Source organism: Listeria innocua, from assembly GCF_028596125.1.
Lineage (GTDB): Bacteria > Bacillota > Bacilli > Lactobacillales > Listeriaceae > Listeria > Listeria innocua.
On sequence record NZ_CP117229.1, the window covers coordinates 1,672,033 to 1,688,426 of the forward strand.

Annotated in this window: 16 protein-coding genes and 1 tRNA gene; 6 read left to right on the top strand and 11 right to left on the bottom strand. The window is 37.0% G+C overall.

All coding sequences use genetic code 11. The features are described 5' to 3' along the window. The first annotated feature begins 121 nt into the window (after positions 1-121). From PQQ29_RS08905 to PQQ29_RS08925, 5 genes are all read left to right on the top strand, one after another. Complete coding sequence (locus tag PQQ29_RS08905) at positions 122-568, top strand: flavodoxin (RefSeq protein WP_003767289.1); 447 nt, start codon at positions 122-124, stop codon at positions 566-568. A gap of 137 nt (positions 569-705) precedes the next feature. After that, complete coding sequence (locus PQQ29_RS08910; protein WP_003767291.1) at positions 706-1,938, top strand: aminopeptidase; 1,233 nt, start codon at positions 706-708, stop codon at positions 1,936-1,938. A gap of 102 nt (positions 1,939-2,040) precedes the next feature. Then, positions 2,041-3,300: an MDR family MFS transporter gene (locus tag PQQ29_RS08915; RefSeq protein ID WP_003768991.1), complete on the top strand. Its 1,260-nt coding sequence runs from the start codon at positions 2,041-2,043 to the stop codon at positions 3,298-3,300. A gap of 220 nt (positions 3,301-3,520) precedes the next feature. After that, positions 3,521-4,513, top strand: coding sequence for a rod-share determining protein MreBH (mreBH, locus tag PQQ29_RS08920; protein ID WP_010990971.1), 993 nt, complete (start codon positions 3,521-3,523; stop codon positions 4,511-4,513). Positions 4,514-4,622: 109 nt separating this feature from the next. Continuing rightward, positions 4,623-4,694: transfer RNA gene (locus tag PQQ29_RS08925), tRNA-Arg, on the top strand. An 80-nt stretch (positions 4,695-4,774) separates the two neighbouring features. On the opposite strand, the gene PQQ29_RS08930 is transcribed toward PQQ29_RS08925, so the two are convergent. Beyond that, entirely contained in the window at positions 4,775-5,443 is a 669-nt protein-coding gene (locus PQQ29_RS08930) for a class I SAM-dependent methyltransferase (protein WP_187984152.1), read from the bottom strand. A 184-nt stretch (positions 5,444-5,627) separates the two neighbouring features. On the opposite strand from PQQ29_RS08930, the gene PQQ29_RS08935 reads away from it, so the two are divergent. Continuing rightward, a complete protein-coding gene (locus tag PQQ29_RS08935) occupies positions 5,628-6,206 on the top strand; it encodes a TetR/AcrR family transcriptional regulator (RefSeq protein ID WP_187984153.1) in 579 nt (192 codons plus the stop codon). Between the two features lie 78 nt (positions 6,207-6,284). On the opposite strand, the gene PQQ29_RS08940 is transcribed toward PQQ29_RS08935, so the two are convergent. The 10 genes from PQQ29_RS08940 to PQQ29_RS08985 all read right to left on the bottom strand — a co-directional run bounded on the left by PQQ29_RS08940 (position 6,285) and on the right by PQQ29_RS08985 (position 16,352). Next, positions 6,285-7,373: a DUF871 domain-containing protein gene (locus tag PQQ29_RS08940; protein ID WP_003768999.1), complete on the bottom strand. Its 1,089-nt coding sequence runs from the start codon at positions 7,371-7,373 to the stop codon at positions 6,285-6,287. A gap of 21 nt (positions 7,374-7,394) precedes the next feature. Next, positions 7,395-7,697, bottom strand: a complete 303-nt coding sequence (locus PQQ29_RS08945; protein WP_003722196.1) for a PTS sugar transporter subunit IIA — start codon at positions 7,695-7,697, stop codon at positions 7,395-7,397. 68 nt (positions 7,698-7,765) lie between these two features. Then, positions 7,766-8,074: a PTS sugar transporter subunit IIB gene (locus PQQ29_RS08950; RefSeq protein WP_003762761.1), complete on the bottom strand. Its 309-nt coding sequence runs from the start codon at positions 8,072-8,074 to the stop codon at positions 7,766-7,768. Positions 8,075-8,231: 157 nt separating this feature from the next. Continuing rightward, entirely contained in the window at positions 8,232-10,910 is a 2,679-nt protein-coding gene (locus PQQ29_RS08955; RefSeq protein WP_147732885.1) for a sigma-54-dependent transcriptional regulator, read from the bottom strand. Between the two features lie 134 nt (positions 10,911-11,044). Next, positions 11,045-12,373 (bottom strand): DEAD/DEAH box helicase, encoded by a 1,329-nt coding sequence (locus PQQ29_RS08960; protein WP_010990977.1) that lies wholly within the window; start codon positions 12,371-12,373, stop codon positions 11,045-11,047. A 42-nt stretch (positions 12,374-12,415) separates the two neighbouring features. Then, on the bottom strand, positions 12,416-13,189 hold the full coding sequence (locus tag PQQ29_RS08965) for a hypothetical protein (protein ID WP_187984154.1): 774 nt from the start codon (positions 13,187-13,189) through the stop codon (positions 12,416-12,418). After that, entirely contained in the window at positions 13,182-13,862 is a 681-nt protein-coding gene (locus PQQ29_RS08970; RefSeq protein WP_003761774.1) for an ABC transporter ATP-binding protein, read from the bottom strand. The genes PQQ29_RS08965 and PQQ29_RS08970 overlap by 8 nt, the downstream gene beginning before the upstream one ends. After that, positions 13,855-14,223 carry a GntR family transcriptional regulator gene (locus PQQ29_RS08975; protein WP_003761776.1) on the bottom strand — a complete coding sequence of 123 codons (369 nt, stop codon included), beginning with the start codon at positions 14,221-14,223 and terminating at the stop codon, positions 13,855-13,857. The genes PQQ29_RS08970 and PQQ29_RS08975 overlap by 8 nt, the downstream gene beginning before the upstream one ends. Positions 14,224-14,343: 120 nt before the next feature. Next, positions 14,344-15,327, bottom strand: a complete 984-nt coding sequence (locus PQQ29_RS08980) for a Gfo/Idh/MocA family protein (protein ID WP_187984155.1) — start codon at positions 15,325-15,327, stop codon at positions 14,344-14,346. A gap of 59 nt (positions 15,328-15,386) precedes the next feature. After that, the gene (locus tag PQQ29_RS08985) at positions 15,387-16,352 is read right to left on the bottom strand and encodes a LacI family DNA-binding transcriptional regulator (protein WP_187984156.1); all 966 of its coding nucleotides are present in this window, start codon (positions 16,350-16,352) and stop codon (positions 15,387-15,389) included. Between the last annotated feature and the right edge of the window lie 42 nt (positions 16,353-16,394).

Sequence of the window (16,394 nt, forward strand, 5' to 3'; positions counted from 1 at the left end):
ATCCGGAAAAAAGGTTGCAGTTTTTCTGAAGACATTTATAATAGAATGTATCAGTTGAAAAAATGGTAGACTGGTTTGTGCCATTTTAAACAATAAAAAATTCAGAAAATGGGGATGCAAAATGACAAAAGTTATGATCGTTTATGCCAGCATGACTGGTAATACACAAGAAATTGCCGACATTTTAGGTGAAGAATTAGAAAAATACGATATTGAAGTTGAAATTGAAGAGTGTATTTCAGTTGATCCTGAAGATTTGTTAGAATATGACGGTGCATTAATCGGTGGCTACACTTATGATGATGGTCAACTACCTGATGAATTTGTTGATTTTTATGAAGATATGGCCGACGTTGATTTTAGCGGCAAAGTTTGCGCTTCTTTCGGTTCTGGCGATACTTTTTATGATGAATATTGCTTAACAGTTGATTTAGTTGAAACTCGTCTGAAAGAACAAGGCGCGACAGTTCCAGTTGCTGGGCTAAAAGTTGACCTTGATCCTGACGAAGAAGATGTTGTTCGCGCAGAAAGTTATGCAAAAACTTTTGTCGAGGCATTAAAAGGATAATTACAAAGCAAGTCCTCTTTTTCGGACTTGCTTTTTTATTTATTTAAAAATAGCAAAAACAGTAGCCTCGTGGTTGCTTTACCTCATTAATTGAGATACAATTCTCGTATTGAATAAAAAGATTGGAGTGATTAATTATGACAGTATTTAGTGAAAAATTAGAAAAGTATGCAGAATTGATTGTAAAAGTTGGTGTAAACGTCCAACCTGAACAGAAAGTAGTAATTATGGCTCCAGTTGACGCGGCTCCACTAGTGCGCCTTATTTCCAAATATGCTTTTGAAGTAGGCGCAGAGGATGTCATTATGGATTGGCGCGATGAAGAATTAGGCGCATTACGTTACAAAAATGCTCCACTACGCGTTTTTGAAAGTGCTCCGGTTCACCGTGTTGCAGAAAAAACAGAACTTGCCAAAGAAGGCGCTTGTTTTATTTCAATCACATCTGAAGATCCAGATTTACTAAATGGCGTAGATAGCAACAAAATTGCCACTTTCCAGAAAACAATGGGTGGCGCAATGAGCGAGTTTCGTGAGTTAATGCAAGCAAATGTTGTAAGCTGGACAGTTGTTGCAGCAGCTTCACAAGGTTGGGCAGCAAAAGTATTCCCAGATTTAACACCTGAAGAACAAATGGAAACACTTTGGGAAGCTATTTTTGAAACAACTCGTATTAACACTGAAAACCCGGTAGAAACTTGGAAAAATCATGATCAAACACTTGCTGCCAAAGCAGAAAGTTTAAATGAAAAACAATTTACTTCTTTACATTATACGGCTCCTGGAACTGACCTTACAATTGGTCTTCCAAAAAACCATCTTTGGGTTGGCGCTGGTAGTAAGAACAAAAAAGGACATGAATTTATGGCCAATATGCCAACAGAAGAAGTTTTCTGTTGTGCGGATAAACTAAAAGTGGAAGGTTATGTTTCAAGCACGAAACCACTTAGTTATGCAGGAAATATTATTGATGACTTCAAAATCACTTTCGAAAAAGGTCGTATTGTTGGCGTTGAAGCTGCATCTGGCGAAGAAATTTTAAAAGATTTAATCGCAACGGATGAAGGTTCTCATTATTTAGGCGAAGTGGCTCTAGTTCCAGATCCATCCCCTATTTCCCAATCTGGCATTTTATTCTACAACACGCTATTTGACGAAAATGCATCTAACCACCTAGCAATCGGTAGTGCGTATGCGTTTAATGTTAAAGGTGGCGAAGAAATGTCTCGCGAAGAATTAGAAGCTGCTGGTGTAAACAATAGTTTGACACACGTTGACTTCATGATTGGTTCTTCTGAAATGGACATTGATGGTGTAACCGAATCTGGTGAAGTTGTTCCTGTTTTCCGTAAAGGTGATTGGGCATTCTAATCCTTTTTTAAACCTTATACCTTTTGCGTAAAACCCTTGTAGCTCTTTGCTTTCAAGGGTTTTCGTTTGTTATTTTTCATAAAAGAGAGCGAGGTGCATTAGATGAAATTTAGAACTTGGGACATCAATTTAAAAGTAAGGCTTTTTGGGGAAGCACTACTCGATATTTCGTTTTGGATGGTCTTCCCCTTTTTAACAATTTATTTTTCTGAAAGTATTGGGCGCGAACTGACGAGCCTTTTGCTGATTATTTCGCAAGTTTTGGCGGTTTTCACAGCTTTGCTTGGCGGTTACTTCGCTGATAACTTTGGTAGAAAACGGATGATGAGTATTTCTGTCATTGGTGAAGGCTTCGGTTTTCTTGTTTTTGCAATAGGTGCACTCCATGTAGTTGACTCTCCTTACTTAAGTTTTGCTGGGTTTGCCATTGCCAGTGTTTTCATGGCTTTTTATCAGCCTGCGAGTCAAGCGATGATTGCTGATGTCGTACCTCCTGAACACCGGACACATATTTATTCTGTTTTCTACATGATGATTAATATCGCAGTGGTTATCGGACCGATTCTGGGTTCTGTACTATTTTATAATTTTACGACTGAAACATTACTTGCGATTGTTTGCGCGGATTTATTATTACTCTTTTTACTACAAAAATTTGGTCATGAAACAGCACCACTTTTAGTTAACCCTGATTTGCAAAAAGAAGTTGTTCGGAAAAGTATTGGAGCTGTTTTATTGGAGCAACTTAAAAATTATAAAGTTATTTTTAAGGATAAGATTTTCTTCTTATACATTATTGCTGGCATTATTGTTTCTCAGTCGTTTATGCAACTGGATTTACTATTCCCGCTATATATTAAAGAAGTTATCGGTGCATCTAACTTGTTCGCGTTTCATTTTACTGGGGAGCAGCTGTTTGGTGTAATTGTTTCTATCAACGGATTCTTTGTGGCAGCTTTAACAGTCGTTGTTACTCGCTGGATGAGTCATTTTAGAGAGAAATTTGTTTTTATGAATTCTTCTTTCCTTTATGCAGTTGCCATATTCTTGTTTGGTATTTCCACTGGTCCATGGGGTGCGATTTGCGCAATTATTCTCTTTAGTTTTGCGGAACTGATGACAGTTGGTTTACAACAAACCTTTGTATCCCAATTAGCTCCGGAAGATAAGCGAGCAATGTATTTTTCTGCTGCTGGTCTCCGTTATACGCTTGGTAAAGTTATTGCCCCACTCGCGATTACGCTTTCTACTTTAATTGGCTACACTGGAACTTTTACAATTATTGGTGTTTTGGCGCTCGTTAGTGGATTAATTTATTATTATATGTATTCGGAATTTGAAAAACAACGTAAAGTTTCCTAATGAAAAACGACTATCTATGGATGGATAGTCGTTTTTTGATTGGATTACTTTTTTTACGATTTTTTTACGAAATGGCTAAAACACCAGCTTTATTCCGCGTTTAAATTACCTTTTGATGTCAAGCATGTTTAAATAATGCTTATAAGGTGAAAAGAGTCTATACTGTTATTTATACACCTAGAATTGACTCGTTATTTTTAATAGAAAGTTAGGTGTGAGAATGTTTGGAACAACAACTATTGGGATTGATTTAGGTACTGCGAATATTTTAGTTTACAGTAAAGAAAAAGGAATTATCTTGAATGAGCCTTCTGTGGTCGCGCTAAATACGAATGATGGTACGGTACTTGCGATTGGTCATGAAGCAAAAGAAATGATTGGTAAAACGCCAACTTCTATTTCCGCTGTGAGACCAATGAAAGATGGTGTAATTGCTGATTTTGATTTAACAAGCGGATTGTTACGCGAAATTATGCGAAGAATTTCAACTAGCGGCGTTAGAAAACCAAATGTCGTAGTTTGTACACCTACTGGAGCAACTTCTGTGGAACGTCGCGCTATTTCTGACGCGGTAAGATCCACTGGTGCTCGTTCAGTTGCTCTAATTGAAGAGCCTGTTGCTGCTGCTATCGGGGCTGATTTACCGGTTGCTGAGCCTGTTGCGAATGTTATTGTGGATATTGGCGGCGGTACAAGCGAAATTGCCATTATTTCATATGGTGGTGTTGTTTCTAGCACTTCCGTTCGAACTGGTGGGGATCATATGGATGAAGAAATTATTCAATACATCCGTAAAAACTACAACCTTTTAATCGGACAAGCAACTGCAGAACGTATTAAAATGGAATTAGGGTTTGCGCCAATTGAACATGTAGCTCAAACAGCTGATATTCGTGGACGTGATTTACTCACTGGCTTACCAAAAACAATTCAAGTAAGTTCTACGGAAATACAAAGCGCTCTTGAAGAAACATTGCAACGTATTCTTGAAGCAATTCGAAATACTCTTGAAATGTGCCCTCCTGAGTTAAGTGGCGATATTGTTGATCGTGGTATTATTTTAAGTGGCGGCGGATCTCTTCTCCAAGGTTTCCGTGACTGGCTGGTGCAAGAAATTGATGTTCCTGTACATATGGCTCCAAGTCCGCTTGAATCTGTCGCAATTGGTACGGGCAGATCCCTTGCTTTTGTAGATAAATTAGCTAAAATTTGATACTTTATAAGCATTTGAAAAGGCATTCTATACGCTTTTTCAAATGCTTATTTATCTTGCTCTTCATGTTTATTTCTGGTAAACTTATTTCTGTTGTTTGCATTTCAAAGCCCATATAGTTAAACGGATATAACAAGCCCCTCCTAAGGGCTAGTTCGTGGTTCGATTCCGCGTATGGGCGTCCTAAAAAGCCGAAAGCACTTGAGAAATCAAGGCTTTCGGCTTTTTAGTGACTTTAATTAGAAACTAAACATGGATCTGTTATTTTCTGATCGTATACAAAACCCAATTCCCTTTCTCCTTCTCCACTACCTCCCTAAAACCAATTTCTTTCAAGAGTGCTGTTAGCGAGGCGGTTGTTTTATATTCGTCCATGTGATAATCAATTTTATCTTTTTCGGACGACAGTATTAAAACACCCTCCTGTGACATGACACGATAGATTTCTTCAAAGCCTTTTTGGGGATTATCCCAGTACATATGCGTTTGGATAGCGTAAACTAAATCGAAAAAATCCGCTTGATAATTCATCAAAGCAACATCTTGAATAGATAGCTTCACTTCGCCATTATTGATTGCTTTTTTATTTAAATTTGTAGCTGTTTTATAAGATTCTTCAGAAATATCCACTCCGTAAATAGTCCAATTTTTATTTAGTTCAGCTAGGTTTTTAACATTGGAGCCCCCACCATAACCAATATCTAATACATGAGTAACATCGCTTAGTTCAGTATTACTAATTGTCCACTTACTCAAATCTTCAAAATAGGATGACCATATTTTCGTAGTGATTTCACCAATTATCCCACGCGGATTCGCCGCTTGTTCGCTTAAATAGTTAATTAATGGTTTATATAAAATAAAACTCAAACCGATGATACCTCCCAAAATGATTAGCGTTATTTTCTTTCTTTTTGTTATTTTCATCATAATTAAAGTCCTTTCACGGCTCATTAGTTTTGAAATAATATAAACTATATTTCAAAACTATTGTATAATACTCCCACCTTACAAGTCAATAACTTTTGAAATTTACTGTTTCATATTTCAAATTAAATGCTTTTGTGTTATATTATTACTAAAGATAAGATTAGCTTAGGGAAGTGTTTAGAACATGAATAATTATGAAAAAAGAACACTAAAAAAGAAGACTGCAATTATTCAGGCAGCCCTTTCTTTATTTGGAAAACAAGGTTTTTCTGATGTAAGTATTAAAGATATTGCAAGTCTCGCTGGGGTCTCCCAAGTTTCTATATATAATTATTTTGGAAATAAGGAAGCTCTCGTTGCTGAATGCGCTAAAATCATTATGCAAGATACGATTACTTTAGCCGAAGAAATATTAGTTTCTGAAGGTACTTTTACAGACAAACTAGCACGCGCCATCCAGCTTTGCCAAGCGGAAATCAATATGTCTTTAAGTAAATTTATATCTACAGAAGCTAGCAAGGATTCTCAATTTATTACACTTTTAGTAAACAATATTAACAAGTTAAAAAATGATATTTATATGGAATATGTTGCTGCCGGAAAAAAGGCAAAAGTAATCAATAATGACATTTCTGATGATGTAATCCAACTTTTTATCGATGCAATTAATGGATTAGGTTTGACAGTCCCCGAAGAAGAACTAGAGAAGAAACAAGCGGAGATTATTCATTTGTTTTTGTATGGGTTGATTGGGAAAGCTTAATTTTAATACAATAAAACGCCTGCAATCCTTATTTATAAAAAGGATTACAGGCGTTTTTTAGTGCTACTTATAGTTGTTTTATTTCTTCTTCTCAACCAATCTAAAATGTTGCCACGGTAGAATGGTATCTAGTAAATAACGCTCTTCTGGAACAATTCGAGCAACGATATTGGTGTTGCCGGAGTTTTCCATTTCTTGAAGAGCTACTTGCATTTCGCCTTTGTAGCGTTCGTAGCCGTCGTTGTCGATTGTTACATCGCCTTTTGCAATGGTATTTGTGTCATGTGCTGGGAAATCGTATTGTTTGAAATTAACACGCGTCATTGTCGAGCGTAAAACGTACTCGGAAGCATCGCCACGGTTGAAATGTTTTTGTGTTAAGACAATTTCTTTTTCGACATCTGTTGCACCATCTAAAAATTCAACAGCGAGTTGTAATTCATTGCGGTTTAATTCGCTTAAAGCGCGTAATTCGTCTTCTGAAGCAAACATATTACCTACAATGACATCATCAATCAGGCCAGTGTTCCAAAGATCTTTTGCTTGAACAGTAATGTCCACGCCGCGATGTTCTTCCATTGTTGGAAGTCCGCCGTCCACAACAAACCATGGGCCAAATTCGCCGCTGTTAGAAGAAACGAATGCTGCTGTACGCAAGTTTAAGTCTTTGAATTGTTTACTTGTACGTAAGAAATGTTCTCTGGAAAGACCAGTATATTTTCTTGGGTAGAAGTTGTGACACCCAATGATATTTCCTACGTTTGCTTGGTAAGATAAGATATTTTCAACGTAACGAGTACCATTACTAATGTTTAATTCAATTTTCAAGTCAGTATCATCAAACGACATTGCGGCTTCTTCTGAACCGGAGAATCCTAAATCAAGACGAAGGCCAGCTAGTCCAAGCTCTTTGAAACGATCTAATTCTTTGTAAGTGATATTTAACGATTCAAATACAGTCGGATCAACATCAGCAATAACATCAAATCCTAGTTCTTTAGCGCGTTTGCAAATTGTTTCTAATTTAGCAAACTCCGCTTCGTCATTAGCAGAAATTAAACACGTGAAAATACGGCTAAAACCATATTTTGCAGCTGTTTCAATATATTCTAATGATTCTTCAAGCGCTACGTGTTGCGGAAATACGGATATTCCTAATTTTCTCATTTAAATCATCCCTTCAAAAGCTTATTTAGAACGGTATAAATCAACAATTTCTTTTGCTAAATCTTTAAAAGTAATAGCATTCATTAAGTGGTCTTGTGCGTGTACTAACAGTAAAGAAACTTCTGCTTTTTCGCCGCGCGCTTCTCCTTGAATTAATGAAGTTTGTGAATGATGCGCTTCAAGTAGTGCCGCTTCTGCATTTTTGATTTGCTCATCTGCAACGTCAAAATCCCCTTTTTTTGCCGCTTCGATAGCTAACATTGCGTCACTCTTGGCGTTACCCCCGTGTACGATTAATTGCATAATTGTTTGTTCTAATTCCATTGTTTACACATCCTTTTCATTTATCAAAACTGTGTCTTTTTCCTCTTCAAGCAGTATCGAACTCGAGGTTATTTGTTAATCATTGCTAGTGCATCATTTAGCACTTTTTCGCCGTCCATTGTTCCGTAGTCAATACCATTAATGATTGAAACTGGAATACCCAGCGGATCCAGTACCCGCTTCAAATTCTTCTCTAAAAAACGAACTTGTGGAGCAAGTAAAACTACATCTACATTGCCCTTATACTTATCAAAATCAGCTTCTGCAACTGCAATTACAGTGGCATCTACATGGTTATTTTCGATAGCTTCTGTCATTTTTTTTACGAGAAGACTTGTGGACATACCGGCCGAACAAACTAACATGATGTTTTTCATTTAATAAACCTCCTAGTTTGAAAAGCTGCACGTATATATAATATGCAAGATATGTGCCAACTTTTCTTCTTATAAGTTGCTACTGTACGAACTTTCCACTTACACAAGTAAAAAAGCCAAGTGTGTAAGACAATACACACTTGGCAGGTTGTTTTTTCTAGTTAACTTCCACCTGATTAGAGAGCATCATCTGAGTTAAATAAGCAATTTCTGATTGCGGGATGACGATATCATACTCAATTTCAACGTTTTCCATCATTTGTTGCGTAATCTGCATTTCAACCATATGATTTTTAGCAAATTCATTTAAATCCGGGAACTCTCTATCCACCGCGCCCAGTTTGACACGCTCGATAAGGAAAGCCAAGTGGAGAATCATGCCGATGTCTACACCAGATTCAAGAATCACATTAAGTTGCAGCTGTAGTTCTGAAATCACTTTTCTTAGGAAATAAACAAGTTGCTCAGCAGAACTCACGGCTTGTAAATTTCCTTCTAATGAGGCGATTAATTTTTCATAAGGTACTTCATCGTTTAAAATTCTGGAAACAATTCCTAAACCGCCTTCTGATAGTACTTCAAGCGCGCTAAAGAATGGAATGTCGCGATATTCAAAAGCAACTGAACCCATAATTGCTAAAATATTATACTCTTCCATCAGTTGATCGATCCGCTCTCTGAAAGCTTCTTTATGCAAGAATTGTAACACGATAATTTCGATTTTCGTTTCGTCGATAATTGGTGCTACGACTTTACGCAGTTGTTCGGCTACCCCTTCACCAGTAAAACAAGTAAAGATTACAGCATTTTTGACTGGCTTAGCTCGTAAAACATGGGCCTTATATTTATTTTCAAATAATTGCTCACAACTTTGGTAAATATCTTCTAAACCTCGACCTAAAGATGCTTTTCGCATTGCTTCAAGTACAACAGGTGTACTGACCATCGTTACCGTTTTCGTGCGGATGCCGAGCTCTTCTGTAAGCATATTTCCAAATGAAGTGAGTGAACCCATATCAGAAAGTATCAACACACCTTTAACAGGATTTAATTTAACGACGGTTTGTTTTAGTTTTTCATACATCGCTTTCACTTCAACTGTTAGAGGCATATCGAGGGCAATTCCGCTTTCAATGCTTAGTAACTCTTGCACGGTTTCAACCATACTTGTTGCAGTGGACCTGCCATGCATCATGACTATTACTTCGACTTGATTTTCCTGAGAAAGTGCTGTATCTACTACTTCCTCTGTCAAAAACATTGTCAAAAATCCGATTTCATCAAAAGGAATTTCAATGCTAAGTTCTTGTTCAATTAAAGCGGATAGGTCAATTGCGACTTGGAATTCTTTTGGATATTTTTTACGAATATTATTTAAATCCGGGTGAATAATATGTTTTTGTTCACGAACACGCTCAATGGTGCTTTGTAAATGTAAGGAAAAAGCGAATTTCATTTTTTCATTATATTTACGATTTAATTTTTCTTCTGCCATTGCGTACACTTTTTCTGTTAATTCCCAAACTGCTGGCGCGATAATTTCTTTGGCTGTTTGGTGGGTAGGTAATTGGACCATGTAATCGTGGAAATATTGATCCACATCGACATAAAGTGCTTCTTCTAACTCACTTTGGTCTTTACCTTCTTTCATTAACTGGTCTGCTTTTTCTTGGATGGCATGGTAAACATCGTGCACATCTTCCACTTCCGCAGAGGCATCGCTCGTATCAACGAATTTAAAAATCGCTTTATTAACATCAATTAAGCGGTTTAATTTCTCTGGTTCGTCTTTTAAATGTAGTAATCCTTTTTGGACATGAATAGGTAAATCATCTTGTTCGATTAGAATATAATTGGCTGTTTTTGTTTTATAATGTAAAAAGGCTTTGGCACACGCTAGTTTTAAATCTCTTTGCAATTGACCAACGTTGGCACTTGCATGATAAAGTAAAAAGGCAATAAGTGCTTTTCGGTGCACGCGAATGGATTGATGCAGCCTGATTGCTTCTTGGTTTAAGAAAAACTCGATTAATTGATAACGTTCTTCTAAGTTTCTTTCAGCAAGTGATGGCAAGGTGATTGTCATCGGAATACGTCTAGTGAACGTTTCTAGTAAGAAGTTATCTGGTGATTCTGTTGTTGCACCAATGATTTGCACTTGCGCATGATGAACGTTAGCGCTTTCCCCAAGTGGCCGAAATTCACCTTTATCAATGAAAGTGAAGAGCATTTCTTGTCCTTCTGGGGGTAAACGGTGAATTTCATCTAGAAATAAAATCCCGCCATCCGCTTTTTTTAGTAAACCTTCACGAGTTTCTTCTGCTCCCGTGTATGCTCCTTTTATAACACCAAAAATATGACCGAATAAAAGTTGCGGGTTTTGCGCATAATCGGCACAGTTAAAGGATATAAATGGCGCATCAGCTGGGATAGTTTGAGATTCTTTCGCAAATTGGTACATACATTCCGCAAAAAGGGATTTCCCTGTCCCAGTTCGACCTAAAATCAAACTATGAAGTCCATTTGGCGGATAAAGTATTGCTGCTTTTGCTTGTTGTATACTTACTTTCAAACTATCTTCCGACCCAATTAATCTTCCAAATGCGGACTCTTGGAAGCTCCCTGCTACTTCTTCTACTTTAGAAGCAGTTTTTAAAGCCTGATAAAATACTGGTTTCCCAGGAAGTTTGTCTATTCTTTTTTCTTTAAAAAGATCATTTAGATAACGACTAGCGTTCGCTCGGTCCATTTGAAGCAATTCTGCGACATCTGCAGCAGATACTTTTTCTTCTTTTCCATTTAGAAGTTGGAGGACTTCTTCTTTTCTACTAGACATCTACTCTACTCCTTTTTAAAACTCTATGTTTCCATTATACCTTTTTAAATAGCATACTCGCAACGATAAAAATTAAGTAAAAAAAAGTGCGAATGCTTTTCAATCTATGAAGAGAGAAAAACATTCGCGACAGCTTATGATTTTTTAAAATTATTTGGTTTTTTATTAAATTTATTTGGTTTGTTATTCCGTGTTGTTTTAGAGGAGTTAGTAGGTTTTTCTTTACGACTTCCCGCTCCTCCACTTGGTTTTTCGCTTCGGAAAGGTTTTTTCGTTTCATCTTTTTTGCCTTTTTGAACTTGTTTTGGAGGTCTGCTTGCTTTTTTAGCAATTTTATTTTCTGGAACCGCTCCATCGAGAAGTTTTCCTTGATAAAAACGAACTTGTTTCCCTTTTAGATGATGGATAGTTAAATATTGTTTTAACGTTCTGATTTCACGAGGATTGGCAAAAGTAATTACTGTACCAGTTTTCCCCATCCGTCCTGTACGACCAGAGCGGTGTGTATACTCTTTTTCGCTTGCTGCTAAGTCATAATGGATGACATATGGTAAGTCTTCTATATCTAGCCCACGCGCCGCTACATCTGTCACGATTAAATAAGTTAACGTACCTTTTTTAAAGTCGTCCAAATATTTTTTGCGTTTTTCTTTACGAATTTCACCGTGAATTCCGGCTGCTTTTACTTTATCATAATGTAGTTTTTCTAATAAAATTTCCATACGTGGTTTATCTTTCACAAAAACCAAGCCGCGCATGTCTTTAATATGAGAAATTCGGCGTAAAAGAGTCGCTTTATCGCGTGACTCTACATCCATGTATAAATGCTCTACGTTTGTTAATTCTTCTGGTTTCGCTGTTACTTCAAGCATCACTGGCGTTTTTTCTGTTTGTAAGAAAAAGGCTTCAGGATTTTCGAGTTTTGTTGCAGATACTAATGTCAATTGACGATCGCGCACAGCACTTTCAACTATTTCTAGAGTACTTTTGAAGTTCTCTTGGCGAAGTAATTGGTCACACTCATCTAAAGTAATCGTTTTAATTTCGTGCATTTTTATTTTCTTTTGTTTGATTAGTTCAAGTGCACGACCTGGAGAGGCTACAATAATTTGTGGTTTTTTCTTTAATTTTTCGATTTGCCGTTTTACATTGGCTCCTCCGATTAAAGAGATTACTGTCAGTTCATCACTTGGTAACCACGAACGGATTACTTCCGTGATTTGCATAACTAATTCATGAGATGGCGCTAAAACAAGCCATTGTGTTTTTGGAATTGCTTCTATTTTTTCAAGGGTTGGCAGTGCATAAGCGACTGTTTTCCCCGTTCCAGTTGGTGATACTGCGAGTACATCCGCGCCGTCTTTGATTGGTTGGTACATCGCACTTTGAATCTCAGTTGGCGTTTCATAACCATGTTCTTTCCATTTTTCCGCCCAAAAGCTTGGGATATTTGATTCTGTCATGACCCGACTCCTTTATTAGTTCTTCTCTGTATCATACCATGCTTACTGCAAGTCTGCACTTTTATTTAGAATTTTTGTTGCTAGAAAAATGTAAATAAGAGCCATCAAAAGATTAAAACCCATCTGGATAAAATTAAAATGAACACTTGAAAAAAGAGAATAATAAAAATGGATTTCTGAGCTACTTTTAGGTAAAAAATCTGTGCCGATAGATATTTGAATTGCATTAATTAGGACAAAGTAGATTAATGCGCCAATAAAACCAACGCGGAAACCATTGACTGGCACCATACTCAAAGCTGTTGCTAAAAAAAGGGCACAGACGAAAGAAAAAGTATTGAGTCCTATCGCTAAAAAAGTATCAAAAATGATATTTAGTATTACTGAAAAAGACATCTCCGCGCCGCCAATTATCGCCAAGCTAATTATAATCACAAGAACTCCAGCTGTTAGAATAGCCGTCTCGATTAAGACGATGATTAATTTATTCAATAGTATTTTCCAAATAGGTGTTTCTGTTTGAAAAAACAAATAACGGTTTTCATCGTAAATTCCAGATCGAGCTGCTGCCAAAAATAAAAGTAACCAAATGAGTAACCAACTAGCACCAACAATGCCTATTAAAGCTATGAAAACACCATCGCCGGACCCAAATACAGCTCCATCTATATCTGACTCCATTACAAGCGGCTCTGATAAGCCATTTCCTAATTTAGAAAAAAGACCAATAAGTAAACAAATCAGCCAACCAACAAAAGTTGCAACAAATATGTAACGATGCGCATTCCATTCTAATTTCCAGTGTGCTTTAAGCATGTCCAAATACCTCCCTATAGTAATCCACCACTGATTTCCCGTTTTCTTCCCGAAGTGTTTCTGTGTCTATTTGCTCGATTATTTTGCCTCGTTTCAAGAAGATAATTTCATCAAACATCATTTCCATATCTTGAATTAAGTGTGTTGTGACAACAAGTGTGGCATCTTCTTTAAGAAACGTCGCGATGCTTTTAATTAGGTCATCACGTGAAATCAAATCAATTTCTGAAAATGGCTCATCCAGCAAATAAAGGTCTACATCTCGGCATAAAATAAGTGCCAGCATTACTTTTGCGGCATTACCTTTGGATAAGTATTTGGTATTTTCTTTTACGTTGATTCCAAGTGAATGAATCATTTGTTTTGCTTTTTCTTGGTCAAAATCCGGAAAAAAACTGCGATAAATTTGAAAATAGTCGCGGATAACCATATTGGGTAGAAAATCTTCACTTGGCAGATAGGCGATTCTGCTGTGTTCAGCTAGGTTTATTGTCCCAGATGTTGGTTTAAGTAGACCTGACATTGCATTTAACAAAGTAGTTTTTCCCGCGCCATTAGGACCAAGAAGGCCGATGATTTTCCCTTTTTGAAGAGATAGGTTAATGTCATTTAATGGTTTTCTTTTTCGATATTTTTTCGTTAATCCCGTAATTGTAATTAGGTTTTCATTCATGGTTTCGGCTCCTTTTTATTAGTAATTCTATTGCTGTTTGGTCGTCTAAACCGATGCTCTTCGCTTCTTCCAAAAAGCGTTCTGTAATTTCATCTGCTAACTCTTTTTTTAATTGGTCAAAAAGTGCTTTGTCGGAAGTGACGAATGATCCCATCCCTCGTTTTGCATAAATATAGCCCGCTCGTTCTAATTCTTGATAGGCGCGGCTGACGGTATTAGGATTCACTGCAAGCTTTACGCCCATTTCCCGAACAGAAGGCAACTTATCTTCACCCTTCCATTCACCTGTAATCATTTGTTTTTTCATCCAGTCAGAGATTTGACTATAGATTGGTTTATCTGCATGAAAAGTCGGATTCATTGTTACCTCCTTTTTAAACGGAACTAGTGTATTAAGTAAATAGTACACTTGAATTTCATTTATTGTCAAGCACAAAAAAACTAGGAATCAGCATGGTAGCTTTTTCCTAGTTCTTCAAAATTATTTTTCTGCGTCAAACCAAATATCGTTTTGGTGCCGTAGTTCGTTTGAAACACGTAATACTTTTAAGCTTAAATCGGCTAAGTATTCGTATGTATCTCGGTCACCTTGTTTGATAATTCTTGCAAACTCTGCTGCTTCAAATTGCATATCATTAGCAACAACTGGGCCAGCCAGCTCTGTTTCTTCTTTTGTCGCATTATCATAAAAAGTAATTTTTTCAATTCCTGTCAGCGGATCGACAATTAGTGTTCCTTTTTGACCGTAGATTTCACTTGGTAAGAAGGATTGTGAATTTTTTCCTTGAATGATAGTGATATTGAAGGATGGATATTCAAGAATGATTGGTCCAAGTCCGTCTACACCAGTTGGTAATTTCGTTGCAAAATAAGTTGCTTTAATGGGTTCACCGAATAGTGTAATCGCTGAATATAATGGATAGACACCTAAGTCAACTATTGATCCGCCAGAGAATTTCAACGAGAAAATATTTGGTTCTTCTCCGTTTAAAACTTGATCGTATCTGGAAGAATATTTCATATAAGCAAGTGTTGCGCCGTGAATTGTGCCAACTTTTTCGATATTTTCTTGTAATCGTTTGAAGTTTGGTTCTTGAATGTGGCGTGCTGCTTCAAATAAAAAGACATTATTTTCACGAGCAATTTGGTGCGCATGCTCTAATTCTGCTACGGTAGAAAAAATCGGTTTTTCTACAATAACATGCTTTTTATTTTTCAGTAAGCTCACTGCATGCTGATAATGAAGCGCATTGGGAGAAGCAATGTAGACAGCATCAAGCGCATCTGATTTCCCCATTTCTTCAATATCTGTGAAATAAGTCAACTCGCCGTATTTTTCTCCAAATGCGCGTGCTTTTTCTTCTGTTCTTGAATAAACAGCAGTTAAATTCCATTCGCCTGAATTAATCGCGCCTTCAATAAAAGAATCAGTAATCCAGTTCGTTCCCATAATTCCTAGTTTCATTAGCCAACAGCTCCTTTAATTTTATCTTAAGTATACCTTAAAATAAGGAAAAAAGCGTACTAACTGTTTGAAACAGATGGACCACTGATTCTAGTTGTATAGATTATTTCATTTTCAGCTTTTTCACCCTCGAGAAGTTCGACAAGTTTATCCGCAGCCACTGCTCCCCATTTGTACTTCGAGTATTCGATAGTAGCTAGGCGCGGCACTAAATATTCGCTAATATCCGTATTATCAAAGCCAATAATTCGGACGTCTTTGCCAATTTCTAAATCCGTTCCAGCAAAATATCGATACATCCCAATCGCCATATTATCATTTAAAGCAAAGACGGAAACAGGTGCTTTCCAGTTTTCGGCGATAATTGCGGCTGCTTTTTCGCCACTCTCTTCGGAAAAATGGCCTTCAATAATATGCACTTTTTTATCATTCGAACGAGCCAACTCTTGCTTTGCTGTTTCTAGACGAACTCTTGCATCATAAGAATCTTCTGGACCTGTAATTACATAAAAGTCTCCTTTGAAATTAGTAGACAAATAATCTATTGCAAGTGTTGCGCCGCCCTTGTTATCTAGTAAGACTTGGCACACATTCTCATGAGTAAGTTCGCGGTCAAGCACAACTAATTTATGACCACGATTTGCATAATTAATGATTTCACTCGACGGGAAATTCGCATCTAAAATAATAGCGCCATCAATCATTTTCTCGGGTAAAAATCGGTGTGTTTTCGTACCACTGCATGCAATGAGTTCATATCCATGTTTGTATAGCGTTTTCGTTAAACCTTCAAGTAAAGTCCCGTAAAAAATCCCGCCGTAATTCGTTAAATAAACGCCGATAATTTTTGTTTCTCTTGTTTTTAACGTTCGTGCTGCCATATTGGGAATATAATTCAATTCATTTGCGATGGTCATAATTCGTTTTCGCGTTTTTTCGGTTACTTTCGGGCTGCCATTAAGCGCGTAGGATACTGTTGAAATGGAAACCCCTGCCTTTTTCGCGATATCTTTAATTCCTACCACGTGAATCGCATCCTTTTCTGTTTTCTTTTATTATACACAAAA

What these genes read in the sequence shown, in the direction of transcription:
- PQQ29_RS08930 (WP_187984152.1), bottom strand. Translation starts at nt 5,443, where the DNA reads ATGATGAAAATAACAAAAAGAAAGAAAATAACGCTAATCATTTTGGGA.
- PQQ29_RS08940 (WP_003768999.1), bottom strand. Translation starts at nt 7,373, where the DNA reads ATGAGAAAATTAGGAATATCCGTATTTCCGCAACACGTAGCGCTTGAA.
- PQQ29_RS08910 (WP_003767291.1), top strand. Translation starts at nt 706, where the DNA reads ATGACAGTATTTAGTGAAAAATTAGAAAAGTATGCAGAATTGATTGTA.
- PQQ29_RS08970 (WP_003761774.1), bottom strand. Translation starts at nt 13,862, where the DNA reads ATGAATGAAAACCTAATTACAATTACGGGATTAACGAAAAAATATCGA.
- PQQ29_RS08945 (WP_003722196.1), bottom strand. Translation starts at nt 7,697, where the DNA reads ATGGAATTAGAACAAACAATTATGCAATTAATCGTACACGGGGGTAAC.
- PQQ29_RS08975 (WP_003761776.1), bottom strand. Translation starts at nt 14,223, where the DNA reads ATGAATCCGACTTTTCATGCAGATAAACCAATCTATAGTCAAATCTCT.
- PQQ29_RS08980 (WP_187984155.1), bottom strand. Translation starts at nt 15,327, where the DNA reads ATGAAACTAGGAATTATGGGAACGAACTGGATTACTGATTCTTTTATT.
- PQQ29_RS08960 (WP_010990977.1), bottom strand. Translation starts at nt 12,373, where the DNA reads ATGACAGAATCAAATATCCCAAGCTTTTGGGCGGAAAAATGGAAAGAA.
- PQQ29_RS08935 (WP_187984153.1), top strand. Translation starts at nt 5,628, where the DNA reads ATGAATAATTATGAAAAAAGAACACTAAAAAAGAAGACTGCAATTATT.
- PQQ29_RS08955 (WP_147732885.1), bottom strand. Translation starts at nt 10,910, where the DNA reads ATGTCTAGTAGAAAAGAAGAAGTCCTCCAACTTCTAAATGGAAAAGAA.
- mreBH (WP_010990971.1), top strand. Translation starts at nt 3,521, where the DNA reads ATGTTTGGAACAACAACTATTGGGATTGATTTAGGTACTGCGAATATT.
- PQQ29_RS08965 (WP_187984154.1), bottom strand. Translation starts at nt 13,189, where the DNA reads ATGCTTAAAGCACACTGGAAATTAGAATGGAATGCGCATCGTTACATA.
- PQQ29_RS08915 (WP_003768991.1), top strand. Translation starts at nt 2,041, where the DNA reads ATGAAATTTAGAACTTGGGACATCAATTTAAAAGTAAGGCTTTTTGGG.
- PQQ29_RS08950 (WP_003762761.1), bottom strand. Translation starts at nt 8,074, where the DNA reads ATGAAAAACATCATGTTAGTTTGTTCGGCCGGTATGTCCACAAGTCTT.
- PQQ29_RS08905 (WP_003767289.1), top strand. Translation starts at nt 122, where the DNA reads ATGACAAAAGTTATGATCGTTTATGCCAGCATGACTGGTAATACACAA.